Source organism: Streptomyces sp. BK79, from assembly GCF_044142145.1.
Classification (GTDB): domain Bacteria; phylum Actinomycetota; class Actinomycetes; order Streptomycetales; family Streptomycetaceae; genus Streptomyces.
Map to the genome: position 1 here is coordinate 201,502 of NZ_JBHVOC010000017.1, position 18,426 is coordinate 219,927.

General features: G+C 71.8%; 14 protein-coding genes. 13 read left to right on the forward strand and 1 reads right to left on the reverse strand.

Translation table 11 applies throughout. The annotated features are described in order from the left end of the window. From ACFIF2_RS22585 to ACFIF2_RS22605, 5 genes are read left to right on the forward strand one after another with little or no spacing between them, the layout of a single operon-like run. On the forward strand, positions 1-1,038 hold the full coding sequence (locus ACFIF2_RS22585) for an ABC transporter permease (RefSeq protein ID WP_395575006.1): 1,038 nt from the start codon (positions 1-3) through the stop codon (positions 1,036-1,038). Continuing rightward, complete coding sequence (locus tag ACFIF2_RS22590; protein WP_395575007.1) at positions 1,035-1,970, forward strand: carbohydrate ABC transporter permease; 936 nt, start codon at positions 1,035-1,037, stop codon at positions 1,968-1,970. Before ACFIF2_RS22585 ends, ACFIF2_RS22590 begins: the two co-directional genes overlap by 4 nt. Beyond that, positions 1,970-3,937, forward strand: a complete 1,968-nt coding sequence (locus ACFIF2_RS22595) for a beta-galactosidase (RefSeq protein ID WP_395575008.1) — start codon at positions 1,970-1,972, stop codon at positions 3,935-3,937. Before ACFIF2_RS22590 ends, ACFIF2_RS22595 begins: the two co-directional genes overlap by 1 nt. Then, positions 3,934-6,135, forward strand: a complete 2,202-nt coding sequence (locus ACFIF2_RS22600; protein ID WP_395575009.1) for a glycosyl hydrolase family 95 catalytic domain-containing protein — start codon at positions 3,934-3,936, stop codon at positions 6,133-6,135. The genes ACFIF2_RS22595 and ACFIF2_RS22600 overlap by 4 nt, the downstream gene beginning before the upstream one ends. Before the next feature lie 38 nt (positions 6,136-6,173). Beyond that, positions 6,174-6,884 (forward strand): hypothetical protein, encoded by a 711-nt coding sequence (locus ACFIF2_RS22605; protein WP_395575010.1) that lies wholly within the window; start codon positions 6,174-6,176, stop codon positions 6,882-6,884. Positions 6,885-7,003: 119 nt separating this feature from the next. On the opposite strand, the gene ACFIF2_RS22610 is transcribed toward ACFIF2_RS22605, so the two are convergent. Continuing rightward, the gene (locus ACFIF2_RS22610) at positions 7,004-8,017 is read right to left on the reverse strand and encodes a LacI family DNA-binding transcriptional regulator (RefSeq protein WP_395575011.1); all 1,014 of its coding nucleotides are present in this window, start codon (positions 8,015-8,017) and stop codon (positions 7,004-7,006) included. Positions 8,018-8,359: 342 nt separating this feature from the next. Between ACFIF2_RS22610 and ACFIF2_RS22615 the strand changes: the two genes are divergently transcribed. From ACFIF2_RS22615 to ACFIF2_RS22650, 8 genes are all read left to right on the forward strand, one after another. Further along, complete coding sequence (locus ACFIF2_RS22615; protein ID WP_395575027.1) at positions 8,360-10,315, forward strand: acyl-CoA dehydrogenase family protein; 1,956 nt, start codon at positions 8,360-8,362, stop codon at positions 10,313-10,315. 57 nt (positions 10,316-10,372) lie between these two features. Continuing rightward, the gene (locus ACFIF2_RS22620; RefSeq protein WP_395575012.1) at positions 10,373-10,516 is read left to right on the forward strand and encodes a hypothetical protein; all 144 of its coding nucleotides are present in this window, start codon (positions 10,373-10,375) and stop codon (positions 10,514-10,516) included. A gap of 206 nt (positions 10,517-10,722) precedes the next feature. Next, the gene (gene dxr, locus ACFIF2_RS22625) at positions 10,723-11,979 is read left to right on the forward strand and encodes a 1-deoxy-D-xylulose-5-phosphate reductoisomerase (RefSeq protein ID WP_395575013.1); all 1,257 of its coding nucleotides are present in this window, start codon (positions 10,723-10,725) and stop codon (positions 11,977-11,979) included. Positions 11,980-11,987: 8 nt separating this feature from the next. Then, positions 11,988-13,280, forward strand: a complete 1,293-nt coding sequence (locus ACFIF2_RS22630; protein WP_395575028.1) for a M50 family metallopeptidase — start codon at positions 11,988-11,990, stop codon at positions 13,278-13,280. A 225-nt stretch (positions 13,281-13,505) separates the two neighbouring features. Continuing rightward, positions 13,506-14,663 (forward strand): flavodoxin-dependent (E)-4-hydroxy-3-methylbut-2-enyl-diphosphate synthase, encoded by a 1,158-nt coding sequence (gene ispG, locus ACFIF2_RS22635; protein ID WP_395575014.1) that lies wholly within the window; start codon positions 13,506-13,508, stop codon positions 14,661-14,663. 100 nt (positions 14,664-14,763) lie between these two features. Further along, positions 14,764-15,612 carry a GNAT family N-acetyltransferase gene (locus tag ACFIF2_RS22640; RefSeq protein WP_395575015.1) on the forward strand — a complete coding sequence of 283 codons (849 nt, stop codon included), beginning with the start codon at positions 14,764-14,766 and terminating at the stop codon, positions 15,610-15,612. 140 nt (positions 15,613-15,752) lie between these two features. Then, entirely contained in the window at positions 15,753-16,295 is a 543-nt protein-coding gene (locus ACFIF2_RS22645) for a GNAT family N-acetyltransferase (protein WP_395575016.1), read from the forward strand. Positions 16,296-16,368: 73 nt separating this feature from the next. Further along, complete coding sequence (locus ACFIF2_RS22650; protein WP_395575017.1) at positions 16,369-18,072, forward strand: proline--tRNA ligase; 1,704 nt, start codon at positions 16,369-16,371, stop codon at positions 18,070-18,072. Positions 18,073-18,426 lie beyond the last annotated feature (354 nt).

Genomic DNA, 18,426 nt, shown 5'->3' on the forward strand with positions numbered 1-18,426 from the left:
GTGTCCCACAGCACGGTGCCTCGGTCCGCTACCGAGGCCGACGCGACGAAGAACACCCCGGCGGCGCCCGACGACGCCACCGGCCCTCGGAAGGGGAAGCCGCACCCAGCAGGTCCGGGCCTCAGGCTGAGGTTCCGGCGTGACCGCGTCCTGCTGCTGATGACACTGCCGGCCGTGCTGCTGGTGCTGCTCTTCAACTACGTACCGATCCTCGGCAACGTCGTCGCCTTCCAGGAGTACGACCCCTACATCAGCGACAACGGGATCGTCTCCATCCTGAACAGCCCGTGGGTGGGGCTGGAGAACTTCCAGCGGATCTTCGAGGACTCCGCGTTCTGGAACTCCGTACGGAACACGCTGCTGCTGTTCGTCCTCCAGCTCGTCCTGTACTTCCCGGTCCCCATCCTGCTCGCGCTGCTCATCAACAGCGTGGTCCGGCCCCGGGTGCGGGCGATCTCGCAGGCCATCCTCTACCTGCCGCACTTCTTCTCGTGGGTGCTGGTCATCGCCGTCTTCCAGCAGCTGTTCGGCGGGGCGGGACTCCTCTCCCAGCTGCTGCGCGACCACGGGTACGACGGGCTCAGCCTCATGACCGACCCGGAGACCTTCAAGTTCCTGGTCACCGCGCAGAGCGTGTGGAAGGACGCCGGCTGGGGGATCATCGTCTTCCTCGCCGCGCTCGCCTCGGTCAGCCCGGACCTGTACGAGGCCGCCGCGATGGACGGCGCGAACCGCTGGCGCCGCATGTGGCACGTCACGCTGCCCGCGCTGCGTCCCGTCATCGCCCTGCTGCTCGTGCTGCGCGTCGGCGACGCCCTCACGGTCGGCTTCGAGCAGATCCTGCTGCAACGCGACGCCGTCGGACCGGGCGCCGCGGAGGTCCTCGACACCTTCGTGTGGTGGAACGGCGTCCGCAACCAGGACTTCGGCTACGCCGCCGCCGCGGGGCTCGTCAAGGGCGTCATCAGCCTCGGCCTGGTCCTCATCGCGAACAAGGTGGCCCACCTCATGGGCGAGCAGGGGGTGTACAAGAAATGACCGCCGTCATCGACAAACCAGCGCGCACACCCGGCCGGTGGGCGGCCCCGCCCCGGCCGGTGTGGGAGGAGAAGCCCAGCCGCGCCGGAATCGCCGGCAAGGGACTGGTGCTGCTCCTGGCCTGCCTGGCGATCCTGTTCCCGCTGTGGATCGTCCTCGTCACCAGCCTCTCCTCGCGCAAGGCCATCGACGAGGCCGGCGGCCTGGTGATGATCCCGACGGACATCACCTTCGTCGCCTACCAGGAGCTGCTCAGCGGCGGCCAGGTCACCCGCGCCGCCCTCGTCAGCATCGGCGTCACCGTCGTCGGCACCCTGTTCTCGATGGCGGTGTCCGTGCTGTGCGCCTACGGACTGTCCCGCAGCGGCTCGCTCGGCCACCGCTGGATCCTCATGCTGCTGCTCGCCACGATGTTCTTCAGCGCCGGCCTCATCCCCACCTACCTGCTGGTGCAGTCCCTGGGCCTCACCGACAGCTACCTCGCGCTGATCCTGCCCAGCGCCATCAGCGTCTTCAACATCCTCGTCCTGCGTGGCTTCTTCATGGGCATCTCGCAGGAACTCATCGACAGCGCCCGCATCGACGGCGCCGGGGACCTGCGCATCCTGTGGCGGATCGTCCTGCCGCTGTCCCGCGCGGTCGTCGCGGTGATCACGCTGTTCTACGCCGTCGGCTACTGGAGTGCCTGGTTCAACGCCTCCCTCTACCTGAACGACCAGGACATGCTGCCCCTCCAGAACGTCATGATCCAGCTCGTGCAGAAGCAGGAGGCGCCGGTCGGCCTCGGCCAGGCCATCAAGACCGGTGAACTGTCCGGACTCGCCGTGCAGATGGCCGTCATGGTCATGGCCCTGCTGCCGGTGGCCGTGCTGTCCCCCTTCGTCCAGCGCCACTTCAAGAAGGGCATGCTCACCGGGGCGGTGAAGGGCTGATGCCGCACCTCGCGGACGTGACCCGCGACCGCGTCCTCTTCGGCGGCGACTACAACCCAGAGCAGTGGCCCGAGGAGACCTGGCCCGAGGACGTACGCCTGATGAGGGCCGCCGGCGTCAACACCGTCACCGTCGGCGTCTTCTCCTGGTCCAAGCTCGAACCCCGCCCCGGCGTGCACGACTTCGGCTGGCTGGACCGCCTGATGGACCTGCTGCACGACGGCGGCATCGGCGTCGTCCTCGCCACCCCCACCTCCTCGCCCCCGCCCTGGCTCGGGCACCTCCACCCGGACACGCTGCCCCGCGACGAGGACGGCCGCACCGAGTGGTGGGGCGGCCGGCAGCACTTCTCGCACTCCAGCGCCACCTACCGCCGGCACGCCGCCGCCATCACCGAGGCCCTGGCCGCGCGCTACGCCGGCCACCCCGCCCTCACCCTGTGGCACATCAACAACGAGTACTGCACCTACGACCACGGCGACGAGGCCGCCGCCCGCTTCCGCCGCTGGCTCCAGGACCGGTACGGCACCCTCGACGCGCTCAACACCGCCTGGGGCACCGCCTTCTGGAGCCAGGGCTACGGCGACTGGGCGGAGATCCTGCCGGCCCGCCGCACCCACTACCTGAAGAACCCCGCCCAGGTGCTGGACTTCCGGCGCTTCACCTCCGACATGCTCCTGGAGTGCTTCGTCGCCGAACGCGACATCGTCCGCCGCCACACCCCGCACCTCCCGGTCACCACCAACTTCATGCCGCTGTGGTCCGGCGTGGACGCCTGGCGCTGGGCCGAGGAGGAGGACGTGGTCTCCGTCGACCTCTACCCCGACCCGCGCGACCCCCTGGCCGCCCGGCACGGCGCCCTGGTCCAGGACATGACCCGCTCCCAGGCACGCGGCCCGTGGATGCTCATGGAGCAGGCGCCGGGCCCGGTCAACTGGCGGGGCGTGAACCACCCCAAGCCGCGCGGCCTCAACCGCCTGTGGTCCCTGCAGGCCGTGGCCCGGGGCGCCGACGCCGTCTGCCACTTCCAGTGGCGCCAGTCCCGCCAGGGCGCGGAGAAGTTCCACTCCGGGATGGTCGGCCACGCGGGGGAGGAGGGCCGCACCTACCAGGAGATCAAGCGGCTCGGCGCCGACCTCGCGAAACTCGGCCCGCACGTGGTCGGCACCCGCGTCCGGGCCGACGTCGCCGTCCTGCACGACTGGCACTCCTGGTGGGCCGGCGCCCAGGACGCCCGCCCCTCCGCCCGCGTCGACTACGCCGACGTCCTGCACGCCTGGCACCGCGCCCTGGGGGAGGCCCACCTCACCGCCGACTTCGCCCACCCGGAGCACGACCTCACCCCGTACAAGGTGGTCGTCGTGCCCCAGCTCTACGCCCTCACGGACGCGGCGGTCGACAACCTCCTCGCCCACGTCCGCCGGGGCTCCAGCCTGGTCTGCGGATTCCTCACCGGCGTCGCCGATCCCGACGACCGGATCAGGCCCGGCGGCATGGACGCCCGGCTGCGCGCCCTGTTCGGCATCCGCACCCTGCACGAGTGGTGGCCCCTTCAGGCGGACGAGACGGCCGCCTGCGACGGCTTCCGGGGCACCCTCTGGTCGGAGGAGATCGAAGCCGACGGCACCGCGACCGAGACGATCCCCTACAAGGGCGGCGAGCTGGACGGTCTCCCGGCCGTCCTGCGCAAGGGCGGCGCCTGGTACCTGTCGACCCTCCCGGAGCCGGACGACCTGCGCGACCTGCTCGCCCGCGTCGCCGCCGAGGCGGGCGTCCGCCCGGCCCTCGACGGGCTCCCCGCGGACGTGGAGGCCGTACGCCGCGGCGACCTGCTGTTCCTCCTCCACCACGGCCGCGAGCCGGTCACCGTCGACGTCCCCGGCACCCACCGCGACCTGCTGACCGGCGACAGCGTCACCGACCGCGTCACCCTCGGCCGCTACGGCGCGGCGGTGCTGGCCCGATGACCGACCGCCCCGTCCACGGCACCTGGGAACCAGAGCCCGCCGCCCGCTGGGAGGACGCCTTCCTCAGCGGCAACGGCCACCATGGCGTCCTCGTGTACGGCGACCCGGACGCCGACCGGGTCGTGGTCACCCACCACACCCTCGTCCGCCCGGACGGCGACGACACCCACCGCCGCCCGCCCCGGCTCGCCGCCGCCCTGCCCGCCCTCAAGGACCGCCTGCTGGCCGGGGACACCACCGCCGCCGAGGACTTCACCGACGGCCGCCCGCTGCGCTGGGTCCGCCCCTTCCACCCGGCCTTCCAGCTCCGCCTGAACCGGCCCCCCGGCGACACCCGCGCCCCCTACCGGCGCTCCGTCGACTTCACCACCGGCGAGACCACCGCCACCCGCGCGCCCTGGACCAGCCGCGTCTTCGTCTCCCGCGCCGACGACGTGATCGTCCAGCGCGTCACCGCCCCGCACCTCACCCTCGACCTGTCCCTCGACCCCCGCCTCCCCGGCGCCCCCGCCGGCCTCGGCATCGGCCACGGCGCCGTCCTCACCCCCGACGGCGCCCAGCTCAGCCTGCGCGTCCGCCACCCCGGCAGCGACCTGGCCTACACCGGCGTGACCCGGGTCGCCGTCACCGGCGGCACCACGAAGCTGGTCCCGCCCGGCCTCCTCGTCGAGGGCGCCACCGAGGTACTGCTCCTGACCCGGGTGCGCCGGCACACCGGCGAGCTGGACGTGGCCGCCGAGGGCCGCGCCCTGCGCGACCTCGCGGACGGCACGTCGTACGACGGCCTCCTCGCCCGCCACCTCGCCCTGCACCGCACCGCCTACGACCGGGTCACCCTCGACCTCGCCGCCGACCCCGCCGAACGCGCCCTGCCCGGCTCGGCCCTGCTGGCACGCCCCGGCGGCCCGGCCCTGCTGGAACGCCTCTTCGCCGCCGGCCGCTACCACCTGCTCTCCGCCAGCGGCCTGCTCCCGCCCCGGCTGACCGGCCTGTGGACCGGCGACTGGAACACGGCCTGGTCCGGCGCCTTCACCACCAACGCCAACCTCAACCTCCAGACCGCCTCCGCCGCGAGCGCCGCCCTCCCCGAGGTCACCGAGGCCCACGCCGCCCTGGTCCACGGGCAGCTGCCCGACTGGCGGGACAACGCCCGCGCGATCTTCGGCGCCCGGGGCGTGGTCGCGCCCTCGCACACCGACGGCGAGAGCGGGCACACCTACCACTTCAGCCGCGAGTACCCCCTCCACCTGTGGACGGCGGGCGCCGACTGGCTGCTCAAGCCCCTCCTCGACCACGACGAGACGTACGGCACGCACGACCCGCGCACCACCGCCGCGCTCGCCGAGACCGCCCTGTTCTACGAGGACTTCCTCGACCGGACCGACGCCGCCGGCCACGTGGTCGTCGTCCCCTCCTACTCACCCGAGAACCGGCCCGCGAACGCCGGCTGGGGCACCATCGACGCGGCGATGGACCTCTCCGCCGCCCGGCACGCCCTGCTGGCCGCCGCCGACCGGCACCCGGAGCACGCCGAGCGCTGGCGCGCCCTCGCCGACCGCCTCCCACCGCACCGGGTCAACGCCGACGGCGCCCTCGCCGAATGGGCCCGCCCCGGCCTGGCGGACACCTACGACCACCGCCACCTCAGCCACCTCTACGGCGTCTGGCCGCTCGACGAGATCAACCCCTACGACACCCCCGCCCTCGCCGAGGCCGCCCACCGCGCGCTCGAACTGCGCGGCGCCGAGAACGACTCGGCCCACGGCCACCTGCACCACGCCCTGGTCGCCGCCCGGCTCCGGGACGGCGCCCGCGTCGCCCACGCCCTCGGCCGGGTCCTCGACGGCGACTACTTCCACGCCTCCCTCATGAGCGCCCACTACCCCCACCGCGACGTGTACAACGCGGACGCCGCGCACGCCCTGCCGGCCGTGCTCATCGAGATGCTGGTGCAGTCCACCCCCGACCGGCTGGTCCTGCTGCCGGCGCTCCCCGCGTCCTGCCCGGCGGGCGAACTCAAGGGCGTACGCACCCGCTTCGGCGCGGAAGCCGACCTCACCTGGACGGCCGACGGCGACGCGACGGTCGTCCTGCGCCCCGCCCGCACGCACCGCGTCGAACTCCGGACCCTCTCAGGTGCCGAGGCCCTCGACCTCGTCGCCGGAGAGGACCGCGTCATCAGCGTCAAGACGCGGTAGCGGCACCGCCCATCCCCCCACCCATGGAAGGAAACGCCATGGCACCACGCACCCGCAACGCCCTGACCGCCCTGCTGGCCCCGGCCCTCGCCCTCGGCGCCACCATCGGCCTCGCCTCCGCCCCCGCCCAGGCCGCCGTCTGGAACTCGTGCGACCAGTGGGGCAACACCAGCCTCAACGGCTACACCCTCTACAACAACATCTGGGGCTCCGGCGCCGGCAGCCAGTGCGTCTGGGCCAACTCCGGCACGAACTGGGGCGTCTGGGCGAACCACCCGAACACCGGCGGCATCAAGTCCTACCCGAACGCCAAGAAGGTGATCAACAAGCCCATCACCTCGATCGGCTCGCTCACCAGCAGCTACAACGTCACCGTCCCGTCGTCCGGCGCGTACAACACGTCGTACGACATCTGGGACACGGACTACGACTACGAGATCATGCTCTGGGTCAACCACCACGGCGCCGTCGGCCCGCTCGGCACCGCCCAGGGGACCGTCAGCCTCGGCGGACACACCTGGAACGTCTACAAGGGCGACAACGGGGCCAACGAGGTCTTCTCGTTCCTGCGCACCTCGGACTCGAACGCCGGCACCGTCGACATCCTCCCGGTCCTGAAGTGGATCAAGGACACCAAGGGCTGGATGGGCAACGAGACCATCGGCGACGTGCAGTTCGGCTACGAGATCACCTCGTCGTCCGGCGGGCTGGACTTCCGCACCAACAACCTCACGGTCAGCGGCGGCTGACCCACGGCACGGCGGCCGAGGGGCCGGCCCCGCCCGGGACCGGCCCCTCGGCGTTGGACCAGGTCCACGAGCAGGCCCATCCGGTCGAACCGCCCGTGCCGGCGCCGGCCGGGGAAGCCCTACGGGCGGACGGGCGCCGGTCCCGTGCTGGCCCGGACCGTCAGCTCCGGAGCGAGCAGCACGACCTCGTCGCTGCCGCGCCCGTCGAGCTTGGCGATCAGCTGCTCCACGGCCCGCCGGCCCATCTCCTGCGCGGGCACGGCGACCGACGTGAGCCGCACCGACGCCTGCGTGGCGACCTGCTCGGGGCAGACGGCGACCACCGACACGTCCTCGGGCACGGCCCGGCCCTGCTGGCGCAGCAGGGCGAGCAGCGGCTCGACCGCCGACTCGTTCTGGACGACGAACCCCGTGGTGTCCGGGCGTTCGTCGAAGACGCGGGCCAGGGTCGCGGCCATCGCGTCGTACCCGCCCTCGCAGGGGCGGTGCAGCAGCCGCAGGCCCAGCTCCCGCGCGCGCGTGTGCAGCCCGTCGAGGGTGCGCTCGGCGAAGCCGGTGTGCCGCTCGTAGACCGCGGGAGCCTCGCCGATGACGGCGATGTCGCGGTGCCCCAGTTTCGCCAGGTGCTCCACGCACAGCGCACCGGTCGCCCGGAAGTCGAGGTCGACGCAGGTGAGCCCGGCGGTGTCGGCGGGCAGCCCGATCAGCACGGACGGCTGGTCGGTGCCGCGCAGCAGGGGGAGGCGTTCGTCGTCCAGCTCAACGTCCATGAGGATCATGGCGTCGGCGAGCCCGCTGCCGGTGACCCGGCGCACCGCGTCGGGACCCTCCTCGCCGGTGAGCAGCAGGATGTCGTACCCGTGGGTGCGCGCGGTGGTGGCGACCGCGACGGCGATCTCCATCATCACCGGCACGTACATGTCCGTACGCAGCGGGACCATCAGCGCGATGATGTTCGACCTGCTGCTGGCCAGGGCGCGGGCGCCGGCGTTCGGGTGGTAGCCGAGCTTCCTGATGCTCTCCTCGACCCGCTGCCGGGTGGTGGTGGAGATGGACCGCTTGCCGCTGAGGACATAGCTCACCGTGCTCGCCGATACTCCTGCGTGCTGGGCGACCTCGGCGAGGGTGACCATCCGGCTCTCCAGGCGTGTGAAGCGCTTCGACAGCGCGCGGGGTGGGCGACAGCGGGTGAGGGTGGTCCGACAGTAACCCCGGCGGGGGTGGGTGTCCATAGTCCGTCGAAGCGCTTCGACGGCTTTCTTTCCCTCGACTTCTCCTGCCGATCGCCCTCCATTCTCCCCCGCGCGCATCGGCCGAACGGCCGCACGAGGGGTGGTGGGCCCGTCCGGGATCGGGTACATACGATCGGGTAGCACCGACTAGTAACGTACGTCCGCGAGTTCGCTCCCGACGAACCGGGACGACCTCCACGGGCGTACGGTCCCCCGATGCCGATTCGCGGCGAGGTGAGCCTCATGTCCGCCCCCACCACCCCCTCCTCCCGACCCACCGTCACCGAACGTGAGGCCCGTCAGGTCGCGGAGGCGGCCCGGGAACAGGACTGGCGCAAGCCGAGCTTCGCCAAGGAGCTCTTCCTCGGCCGCTTCCGCCTCGACCTCATCCATCCCCACCCGCTCCCGGCCGACGAGGACGCCCAGCGCGGCGAGGAGTTCCTCGCCAAGCTGCGCGACTTCTGCGAGACGAAGATCGACGGGGCGGTGATCGAACGCGACGCCCGCATCCCGGACGACGTGATCACCGGGCTGAAGGAGCTGGGCGCCTTCGGCATGAAGATCGACACCAAGTACGGCGGCCTCGGCCTCACCCAGGTCTACTACAACAAGGCCCTCGCCCTGGTCGGCTCCGCGAACCCCGCGATCGGCGCGCTGCTCTCCGCCCACCAGTCGATCGGTGTGCCGCAGCCGTTGAAGATGTTCGGCACCCAGGAGCAGAAGGACACGTTCCTGCCGCGCTGCGCCCGCACCGACATCTCGGCGTTCCTGCTGACCGAGCCGGACGTCGGCTCCGACCCGGCCCGCCTGGCGACCACCGCCGTCCGGGACGGGGACGACTACGTCCTCGACGGGGTGAAGCTGTGGACGACCAACGGCGTCGTCGCCGACCTGCTCGTCGTCATGGCCCGCGTCCCGAAGTCCGAGGACGGGACGGGCGGCAAGGGCGGCATCACCGCCTTCGTCGTCGAGGCCGCCTCCGAGGGCGTCACGGTCGAGAACCGCAACGCCTTCATGGGCCTGCGCGGCCTGGAGAACGGCGTCACCCGCTTCCACCGGGTCCGCGTGCCGGCCGCCAACCGCATCGGTCCCGAGGGCGCCGGCCTCAAGATCGCCCTCACCACCCTCAACACCGGCCGCCTCTCCCTGCCCGCCATGTGCGTCGGCGCCGGCAAGTGGTGCCTGAAGATCGCCCGCGAGTGGTCGGCGGCGCGTGAGCAGTGGGGCAAGCCGGTCGCGCTGCACGAGGCGGTCGGCTCCAAGATCTCCTTCATCGCGGCGACGACCTTCGCCCTCGAAGCCGTCCTGGACCTCTCCTCCCAGATGGCCGACGAGGACCGCAACGACATCCGCATCGAGGCCGCCCTCGCCAAGCTGTACGGCTCCGAGATGGCCTGCCTGATGGCCGACGAGCTGGTCCAGATCCGCGGCGGCCGGGGCTTCGAGACCGCGGCCTCCCTCGAAGCCCGCGGCGAACGAGCCGTGCCGGCCGAGCAGATCCTGCGCGACCTGCGCATCAACCGGATCTTCGAGGGCTCCACCGAGATCATGCACCTGCTGATCGCGCGCGAGGCCGTCGACGCCCACCTCTCGGTCGCCGGTGACCTGATCGACCCGGACAAGACCCTCTCCGACAAGGCGAGGGCGGGCGCCCAGGCGGGCGTGTTCTACGCGAAGTGGCTGCCGAAGCTCGTCGCCGGACCGGGCCAGCTCCCGCGCTCGTACGCCGACTTCCACCCGCCCGGCCACCGGGACCTCTCCGGACACCTGCGCTACGTCGAGCGCACCGCCCGCAAGCTCGCCCGCTCCACCTTCTACGCCATGTCCCGCTGGCAGGGCCGGATGGAGACCAAGCAGGGCTTCCTCGGCCGGATCGTCGACATCGGCGCGGAACTCTTCGCGATGAGCGCCGCCTGCGTACGCGCCGAGCACCTGCGCGCCGAGGGCGACCACGGCCGCGAGGCCTACCAGCTCGCCGACGCCTTCTGCCGCCAGGCCCGCATCCGCGTCGAGGAACTCTTCGGCCGCCTGTGGACCAACACCGACGACCTCGACCGCAAGGTCGTCAAGGGCGTCCTGGGCGGCGCCTACGAGTGGCTGGAGCAGGGCATCGTGGACCCGTCCGGCGACGGCCCGTGGATCGCGGACGCGACCCCGGGCGCCAGCACGAAGGAGAACGTCCGCCGCGCCATCGGCTGACGCCGTGTGCCTCGGCGTCGCCGCTGCGGCGCCGAGGTGGACGCGTAGAGTCATCCCATGCAGTCCAATCCGCCGCCTGACGAGGTGACCCGCTTGCTGCGCCTGATCGGAAGGCGCGTTCGCGTTCATCGTGAGGCCCTTGGCTTCAGCCAGGATGAACTTGGCGAAAGGGCCGGGCTCGGCGGCGGGAGGATCGAGTAGGTCGAGCAGGGCGCCGATGACATGAACCTCGATGACCTGCTGCGCATCGAGTACGTCATCGACGTACCGCTTGCCGAATTGGTCGCCGATGACTGAGTGACCGCGCCCAATGTGAAGGGCCAGCTCGGTGGCGTCCTGCCCTCGTACGACACCCGTGCGAGGGACGCGCTGTCCTCCCGGGGGGCCGTTGCGGCCACAATGGGGGGATGAGCGACAGTCCAGCCCCACTCGCCGACCCCCACCTCGTGTACGACCCGGTGGCGGGCGACGGCCCGAAGGACGTGGTGATCCTCGGGTCCACCGGGTCGATCGGGACCCAGGCCATCGACCTCGTGCTGCGCAACCCGGACCGCTTCCGGGTCACCGCCCTGTCCGCCAACGGCGGCCGGGTCGCCCTCCTCGCCGAGCAGGCGTACCGGCTGAAGGCGCGGACCGTCGCCGTCGCCCGCGAGGACGTCGTGCCGGCGCTGCGGGAAGCCCTGCGGGCCCAGTACGGCAGCGGCGAGCCGCTCCCCGAGATCCTCGCCGGACCGGACGCGGCCACCCAGGTCGCCGCCTCCGACTGCCACACCGTCCTCAACGGCATCACCGGCTCCATCGGGCTCGCCCCAACCCTGGCCGCCCTGGAGGCGGGCCGCACCCTCGCGCTGGCCAACAAGGAATCGCTCATCGTCGGCGGCCCGCTGGTCAAGGCCCTCGCCAAGCCGGGGCAGATCATCCCGGTCGACTCCGAGCACGCCGCCCTCTTCCAGGCCCTGGCCGCCGGCACCCGCGCCGACGTGCGCAAGCTGGTCGTCACCGCGTCCGGCGGCCCGTTCCGGGGGCGTACCCGCGAGCAGTTGGCGGCCGTCACCGTCGAGGACGCCCTCGCCCACCCCACCTGGGCCATGGGTCCGGTGATCACGATCAACTCCGCCACCCTCGTCAACAAGGGCCTGGAGGTGATCGAGGCCCACCTCCTCTACGACATCCCCTTCGACCGCATCGAGGTGGTCGTGCACCCGCAGTCGTACGTCCACTCGATGGTCGAGTTCACGGACGGATCGACACTGGCCCAGGCGACGCCCCCCGACATGCGCGGGCCCATCGCCATCGGCCTCGGCTGGCCCGAACGCGTCCCCGACGCCGCCCCCACCTTCGACTGGAGCAAGGCCTCGACCTGGGAGTTCTTCCCGCTCGACGACGAGGCCTTCCCCTCGGTGAATCTGGCCCGGCACGTCGGACAGCTCGCGGGCACGGCCCCGGCGGTGTTCAATGCCGCCAACGAGGAGTGCGTGGAGGCGTTCCGCTCCGGCGCGCTGCCGTATCTCGGGATCATGGAGACCGTCACGCGGGTGGTCGAGGAACACGGCACCCCCCGTTCGGGAACCTCGCTCACCGTCGCGGACGTCCTCGAAGCGGAGACCTGGGCGCGGACCCGGGCCCGGCACCTGGCGGCACAGACGGCGGAGGCCCGTGCATGACGACCCTGATGTTCATCCTCGGCATAGTCCTCTTCGCGGTCGGCCTGCTGTTCTCGATCGCCTGGCACGAGCTGGGGCACCTGTCCACGGCCAAGATGTTCGGCATCCGGGTGCCGCAGTACATGGTCGGCTTCGGGCCGACGCTCTTCTCGCGCAAGAGGGGCGAGACCGAGTACGGCGTCAAGGCCATCCCGTTCGGCGGCTACATCCGCATGATCGGCATGTTCCCGCCCGGCGCCGACGGCAAGCTGGAGGCCCGCTCCACCTCGCCCTGGCGCGGCATGATCGAGGACGCCCGCTCGGCCGCCTTCGAGGAGCTCCAGCCGGGTGACGAGAAGCGCATGTTCTACACGCGCAAGCCCTGGAAACGGGTCATCGTGATGTTCGCGGGCCCGTTCATGAACCTGATCCTCGCGGTGGTGCTGTTCCTCATCGTCCTGATGGGCTTCGGCATCTCGCAGCAGACCACCACCGTCAGCTCCGTCTCCCAGTGCGTCATCTCGCAGAGCGAGAACCGCGACGACTGCGCCAAGTCCGACCCGGCCTCCCCGGCCGCCGCGGCCGGTCTCAAGGCGGGCGACAAGATCCTCTCCTTCGACGGCGTGCGGACCGACGACTGGGACAGGCTGTCCGACCTGATCCGCGCCAACCCCGGCGAGCAGGTCCCGGTCGTCGTCGAGCGCGACGGCCAGGAGGTCACCCTCCAGGCGACCATCGCCACCAACAAGGTCGCCAAGAAGGACGCCAACGGCCAGATCGTCGAGGGCGAGTACGTCACCGCCGGCTTCCTCGGCTTCAGCGCCGCCACCGGCGTGGTCAAACAGGACTTCGGCCAGTCCGTGACCTGGATGGGCGACCGGATCGGCGACGCAGTCGACTCCCTCGCCGCCCTGCCCGCCAAGATCCCCGCCCTGTGGGACGCGGCCTTCGGCGACGGACCCCGCGAGGCCGATTCGCCGATGGGCGTCGTCGGCGCCGCCCGCGTCGGCGGCGAGATCGCCACCCTCGACATCCCGCCCACCCAGCAGCTCGCCATGTTCGTCATGCTGGTGGCCGGCTTCAACCTCTCCCTGTTCCTGTTCAACATGCTCCCGCTGCTGCCGCTCGACGGCGGCCACATCGCGGGCGCCCTGTGGGAGTCGCTGCGCCGCAACGCGGCCAAGGTGCTGCGCCGCCCGGACCCCGGCCCGTTCGACGTGGCGAAGCTGATGCCGGTGGCCTACGTGGTGGCGGGCATCTTCGTCTGCTTCACGCTGCTCGTCCTGGTGGCGGACGTCGTCAATCCGGTACGGATCAGCTGAGATCCGTACGATCCCGCCGATCATGACGATCCGACGAGAGGCCCGACCCGGGAGCATGTCCTCCCGGCTCGGGCTCCACGCCGGTCACCCGGCAGATGGGCGCCAAAGGGTGGATCTCCCGTACGCCGTGTGCCCGCCGTTCATGTCCGTGCCGTAATCTCGAATGCCGGAGCCCGCCGCTGAACGGGACCGGACCTTGATCCACGACTTGGGGTTGCACAGCAGATGACTGCGATTTCTCTCGGCATGCCGGACGTTCCGACCAGGCTCGCGGAGCGCCGCAAGAGCCGGCAGATCCAGGTCGGGACCGTGGCGGTGGGCGGCGACGCTCCCGTGTCCGTGCAGTCCATGACCACGACCCGTACGTCCGACATCGGCGCCACCCTCCAGCAGATCGCCGAGCTGACGGCGTCCGGCTGCCAGATCGTGCGGGTGGCCTGCCCCACCCAGGACGACGCCGACGCCCTGCCCGTGATCGCGAAGAAGTCGCAGATCCCGGTGATCGCCGACATCCACTTCCAGCCGAAGTACGTGTTCGCCGCGATCGAGGCGGGCTGCGCGGCGGTCCGGGTCAACCCGGGCAACATCAAGCAGTTCGACGACAAGGTCAAGGAGATCGCCAAGGCCGCCAAGGACCACGGCACCCCGATCCGCATCGGCGTCAACGCCGGCTCCCTGGACCGCCGCCTGCTCCAGAAGTACGGCAAGGCGACCCCCGAGGCGCTCGCGGAGTCCGCCCTGTGGGAGGCGTCCCTCTTCGAGGAGCACGACTTCCGGGACATCAAGATCTCCGTCAAGCACAACGACCCGGTCGTGATGGTCGAGGCGTACCGGCAGCTCGCCGCCCAGTGCGACTACCCCCTCCACCTCGGCGTGACCGAGGCCGGCCCCGCCTTCCAGGGCACCATCAAGTCGGCCGTCGCCTTCGGCGCCCTGCTCTCCCAGGGCATCGGCGACACCATCCGGGTCTCCCTCTCCGCCCCGCCGGTCGAGGAGATCAAGGTCGGCATCCAGATCCTGGAGTCCCTGAACCTGCGCCAGCGCGGCCTGGAGATCGTCTCCTGCCCGTCCTGCGGCCGCGCCCAGGTCGACGTCTACAAGCTGGCCGAGGAAGTCACCGCCGGTCTTGAGGGCATGGAGGTCCCGCTGCGCGTCGCCGTCATGGGCTGCGTCGTCAACGGCCCCGGCGAGGCCCGCGAGGCCGACCTCGGCGTCGCCTCCGGCAACGGCAAGGGCCAGATCTTCGTCAAGGGCGAGGTCATCAAGACCGTCCCCGAGTCCAAGATCGTGGAGACCCTCATCGAGGAGGCCATGAAGATCGCCGAGCAGATGGAGGCCGACGGCGTGGCCTCCGGCGAGCCCTCGGTGGCCGTCGCCGGCTGACCCACGCCCTCCGTGCCGCGTCGCCCCCGGGGGGCGGCGCGGCATATACGTGGCAGGTACAGTGCGGGAACCAGCAGATCTCAGGGTGAGGCCCCCGCACGTGTTGACGCAGACCACCTCCCGCGTGCTCGAACCGAGCGACCTGGACGCCGCGCTCGCCGTCCTGGACCGCGAGCCGGTAGCGAATGCCTTCGTGACCGCCCGGGTGCGGATCGCCGGCCTCGATCCGTGGCGCCTCGGCGGCGAGATGTGGGGCTGGTACGAGGACGGCATGCTGACGTCCCTGTGCTACGCGGGCGCCAACCTGGTCCCCATCTGCGCCACCCCCCGCGCCGTCCGCGCCTTCGCCGACCGCGCCCGGCGGGCCGGCCGCCGCTGCTCCTCGATCGTCGGCCCCGCCGACACCACCGCCCAGCTGTGGCGCCTGCTCGAACCCGGCTGGGGCCCCGCCCGCGAGGTCCGCACCCGCCAGCCCCTCATGGTCACCGACCACCTCCCCGCCGACATCGCCCCCGACCCCTACGTCCGCCGGGTCCGCAAGGACGAGATGGAGCGGATCATGCCGGCCTGCGTGGCGATGTTCACCGAGGAGGTCGGCATCTCCCCGCTGGCCGGCGACGGCGGCCTGCTCTACCAGGCGCGGGTCGCCGAACTCGTCGGCTCCGGCCGCTCCTTCGCCCGCTTCGACGCCGACGGCCGGGTCGTCTTCAAGGCCGAGATCGGCGCCGCCACCGACCGCGCCTGCCAGATCCAGGGCGTCTGGGTGGCCCCCGAGCACCGGGGCAGGGGCCTCGCGGCACCCGGAATGGCGGCCGTCCTGCGCTACGCCCTCACGGACGTCGCCCCCGTGGCGAGCCTCTACGTCAACGACTTCAACACGGCGGCCCGGCGGACGTACCACCGCGTCGGCTTCCAGGAGGTCGGCGCCTTCATGAGCGTGCTCTTCTGACACCAAGCCCTCCGGCCCCACCCACCCGCACCCGTGAACCACCCGCACCCGGGAATCACCGCACCTCACCGGAAAACCACCGGCACCCGGAGATCACCGCACCCGGATGTCGACGAGCACCCCCCTGTAGGCTCCCGTCCATGGACGTCGTGATCGGCCCCCTGGACCTCTCCTCCCGCGTGGACGAGGCCCTGGCCGTCCAAGCCGTCGCGTTCGGACTCGGCCCCGACGAGGTGGCGGTCCGCCGGCAGATCGTCCTCCGCCACATGACCCACCCCGGCGCCCGCGCCCTCGGCGCCACCGTCGGCGGCGACCTCGTCGGCTTCGTGTACGGCATGCCCAACGACCGGGCCCACTGGTGGTCCACCGTCGTCGAGCCCTACCTCCGCGCCCAGGGCAACGACGCCTGGCTCGACGACTCCTTCGTCATCACCGAGCTCCACGTCCACCCGGCCCACCAGCACCGCGGACTGGGCCGCTCCCTGATCACCACGATCACCGACGCCGCCGCCGAGCCCCGCTCGATCCTCTCCGCGATCGACACCGAGAGCCCCGCCCGCGGCCTCTACCGCTCCCTCGGCTACCGGGACCTCGCCCTCCGGGTCGTCTTCCCCAGCGCCCCCAAGCCGTACGCGGTGATGGGCGCCACGCTGCCCCTGCACAGGCCACCGGCCGGTCGTTAACCGATTTCCACCCCGCCGGACGACCCGGCTAACCTCCTAGCACCACCCTTACGCAGCAGGAGACACGAGAACCATGGCCAACGCACCGGTCCAGCGCATGTCGAAGTTGATGGCGAAGACGCTGCGCGACGACCCGGCGGACGCCGAGGTCCTCAGCCACAAGCTGCTGGTCCGCGCCGGCTACGTGCGCCGCACCGCCGCCGGCCTCTGGAGCTGGCTGCCGCTCGGCAAGAAGGTCCTCGGCAACATCGAGCGCATCGTCCGCGAGGAGATGGACGCCATCGGCGCCCAGGAGGTCCAGCTCCCCGCCCTGCTGCCGCGCGAGCCGTACGAGGCGACGGGCCGCTGGGACGAGTACGGCCCCGAACTCTTCCGCCTCCAGGACCGCAAGGGCGGCGACTACCTCCTCGGCCCCACCCACGAGGAGATCTTCACCCTCCTCGTCAAGGACCAGGCATCGTCCTACAAGGACCTGCCGGTCATCCTCTACCAGATCCAGAACAAGTACCGCGACGAGGCCCGCCCCCGGGCCGGCATCCTGCGCGGCCGCGAGTTCCTGATGAAGGACTCCTACTCCTTCGACGTCGCCGACGAGGGCCTCGCCGAGTCCTACGCCCTGCACCGCGCCGCCTACCAGCGCATCTTCGAGCGCCTGGGCCTCGACTACCGCATCTGCGCCGCGACGGCCGGCGCGATGGGCGGCTCCAAGTCCGAGGAGTTCCTGGCCCCCGCCGAGGCCGGCGAGGACACCTTCGCGGACTGCCCGAACTGCGACTTCGCCGCCAACACGGAGGCGATCACCTACGCGCTGACGCCGGTGGACGCGACCGGCGCACCGGCCGCCGAGGACATCCCCACCCCCGACACCCCCACCATCGAGACCCTGGCCGCCTCCCTCGGCGTCCCGGCCTCCGCCACCCTCAAGAACCTCCTCGTCAAGGTGGACGGCGAGATCGTCGCCGTGGGCGTCCCCGGCGACCGCGAGGTCGACCTGGACAAGGTCGAGGCCCACTTCGCCCCCGCCGCCGTCGAACTGGTCACCGCCGAGGACTTCGTCGGCCGCCCCGATCTGGTCCGCGGCTACGTCGGACCCCAGGGCCTGGGCGAGAAGGTCAAGTACATCGCCGATCCCCGCGTGGCCCCCGGCACCGCCTGGATCACCGGCGCCAACAAGGAGCACACGCACGCCAAGAACGTCGTCGCCGGCCGCGACTTCGAGGTCGACGCGTACGTGGACGTGGTCGTCGTCCGGGAGGGCGACCCCTGCCCGAACTGCGGCACCGGTCTCAAGCTGGACCGCGCCATCGAGATCGGCCACATCTTCCAGCTCGGCCGCAAGTACGCCGACGCCCTCAAGCTCGACGTCCTCGGCCAGAACGGCAAGCCGGCCCGCGTCACCATGGGTTCGTACGGCATCGGCGTCTCCCGCGCGGTGGCCGCCCTCGCCGAGCAGCACGCCGACGAGAAGGGCCTCGTCTGGTCCAAGGAGGTCGCCCCGGCCGACGTCCACGTCGTCGCCGCGGGCAAGGCCCTCCAGACCGAGCTGGCCCTGGAGGTCTCCGACAAGCTGGCCGCCGCCGGCGTCCGCGTCCTGGTGGACGACCGCGCCGGCGTCTCCCCGGGCGTCAAGTTCACGGACGCCGAACTCATCGGCGTACCCCAGATCCTGGTCGCCGGCCGCCGCTCCGCCGAGGGCGTGGTCGAGCTGAAGGACCGCCGCACGGGCGAGCGCGAGGAAGTAACGGTGGACGAGGCCATCACCCGCCTCACCTCCTGACCGCCACGGCCGCCGGGGCCCCTGCACAGGCCCCGGCGTGCGGGCGAGCGCGGGGCGGGCGACGCGGCCCGGCGTGGCAGGGGTGCCGTGGGTTGCGCGGGTGGGGTGTCGCGGCCCGGCGCTACGGGGTGCCGCTGCGCCCACCCGTGCCGCCCCAGCGGCACGACTGCCCGCAGCTAGGGGGAAGCCGCGTACGGCGGGAAGGGGACGGGTCGGGGGGTGTCCGCCCGCAGCGGTTGGCGCGTCAACACACAGCACTTCTGTGGCCGACCGATTCCGCGCCGTTCCGAGGACGGACACCCCCCGGCCCCGGCCCCCCCCCCCCCCCCCCCCCCCCCCCCCCCCCCCCCCCCC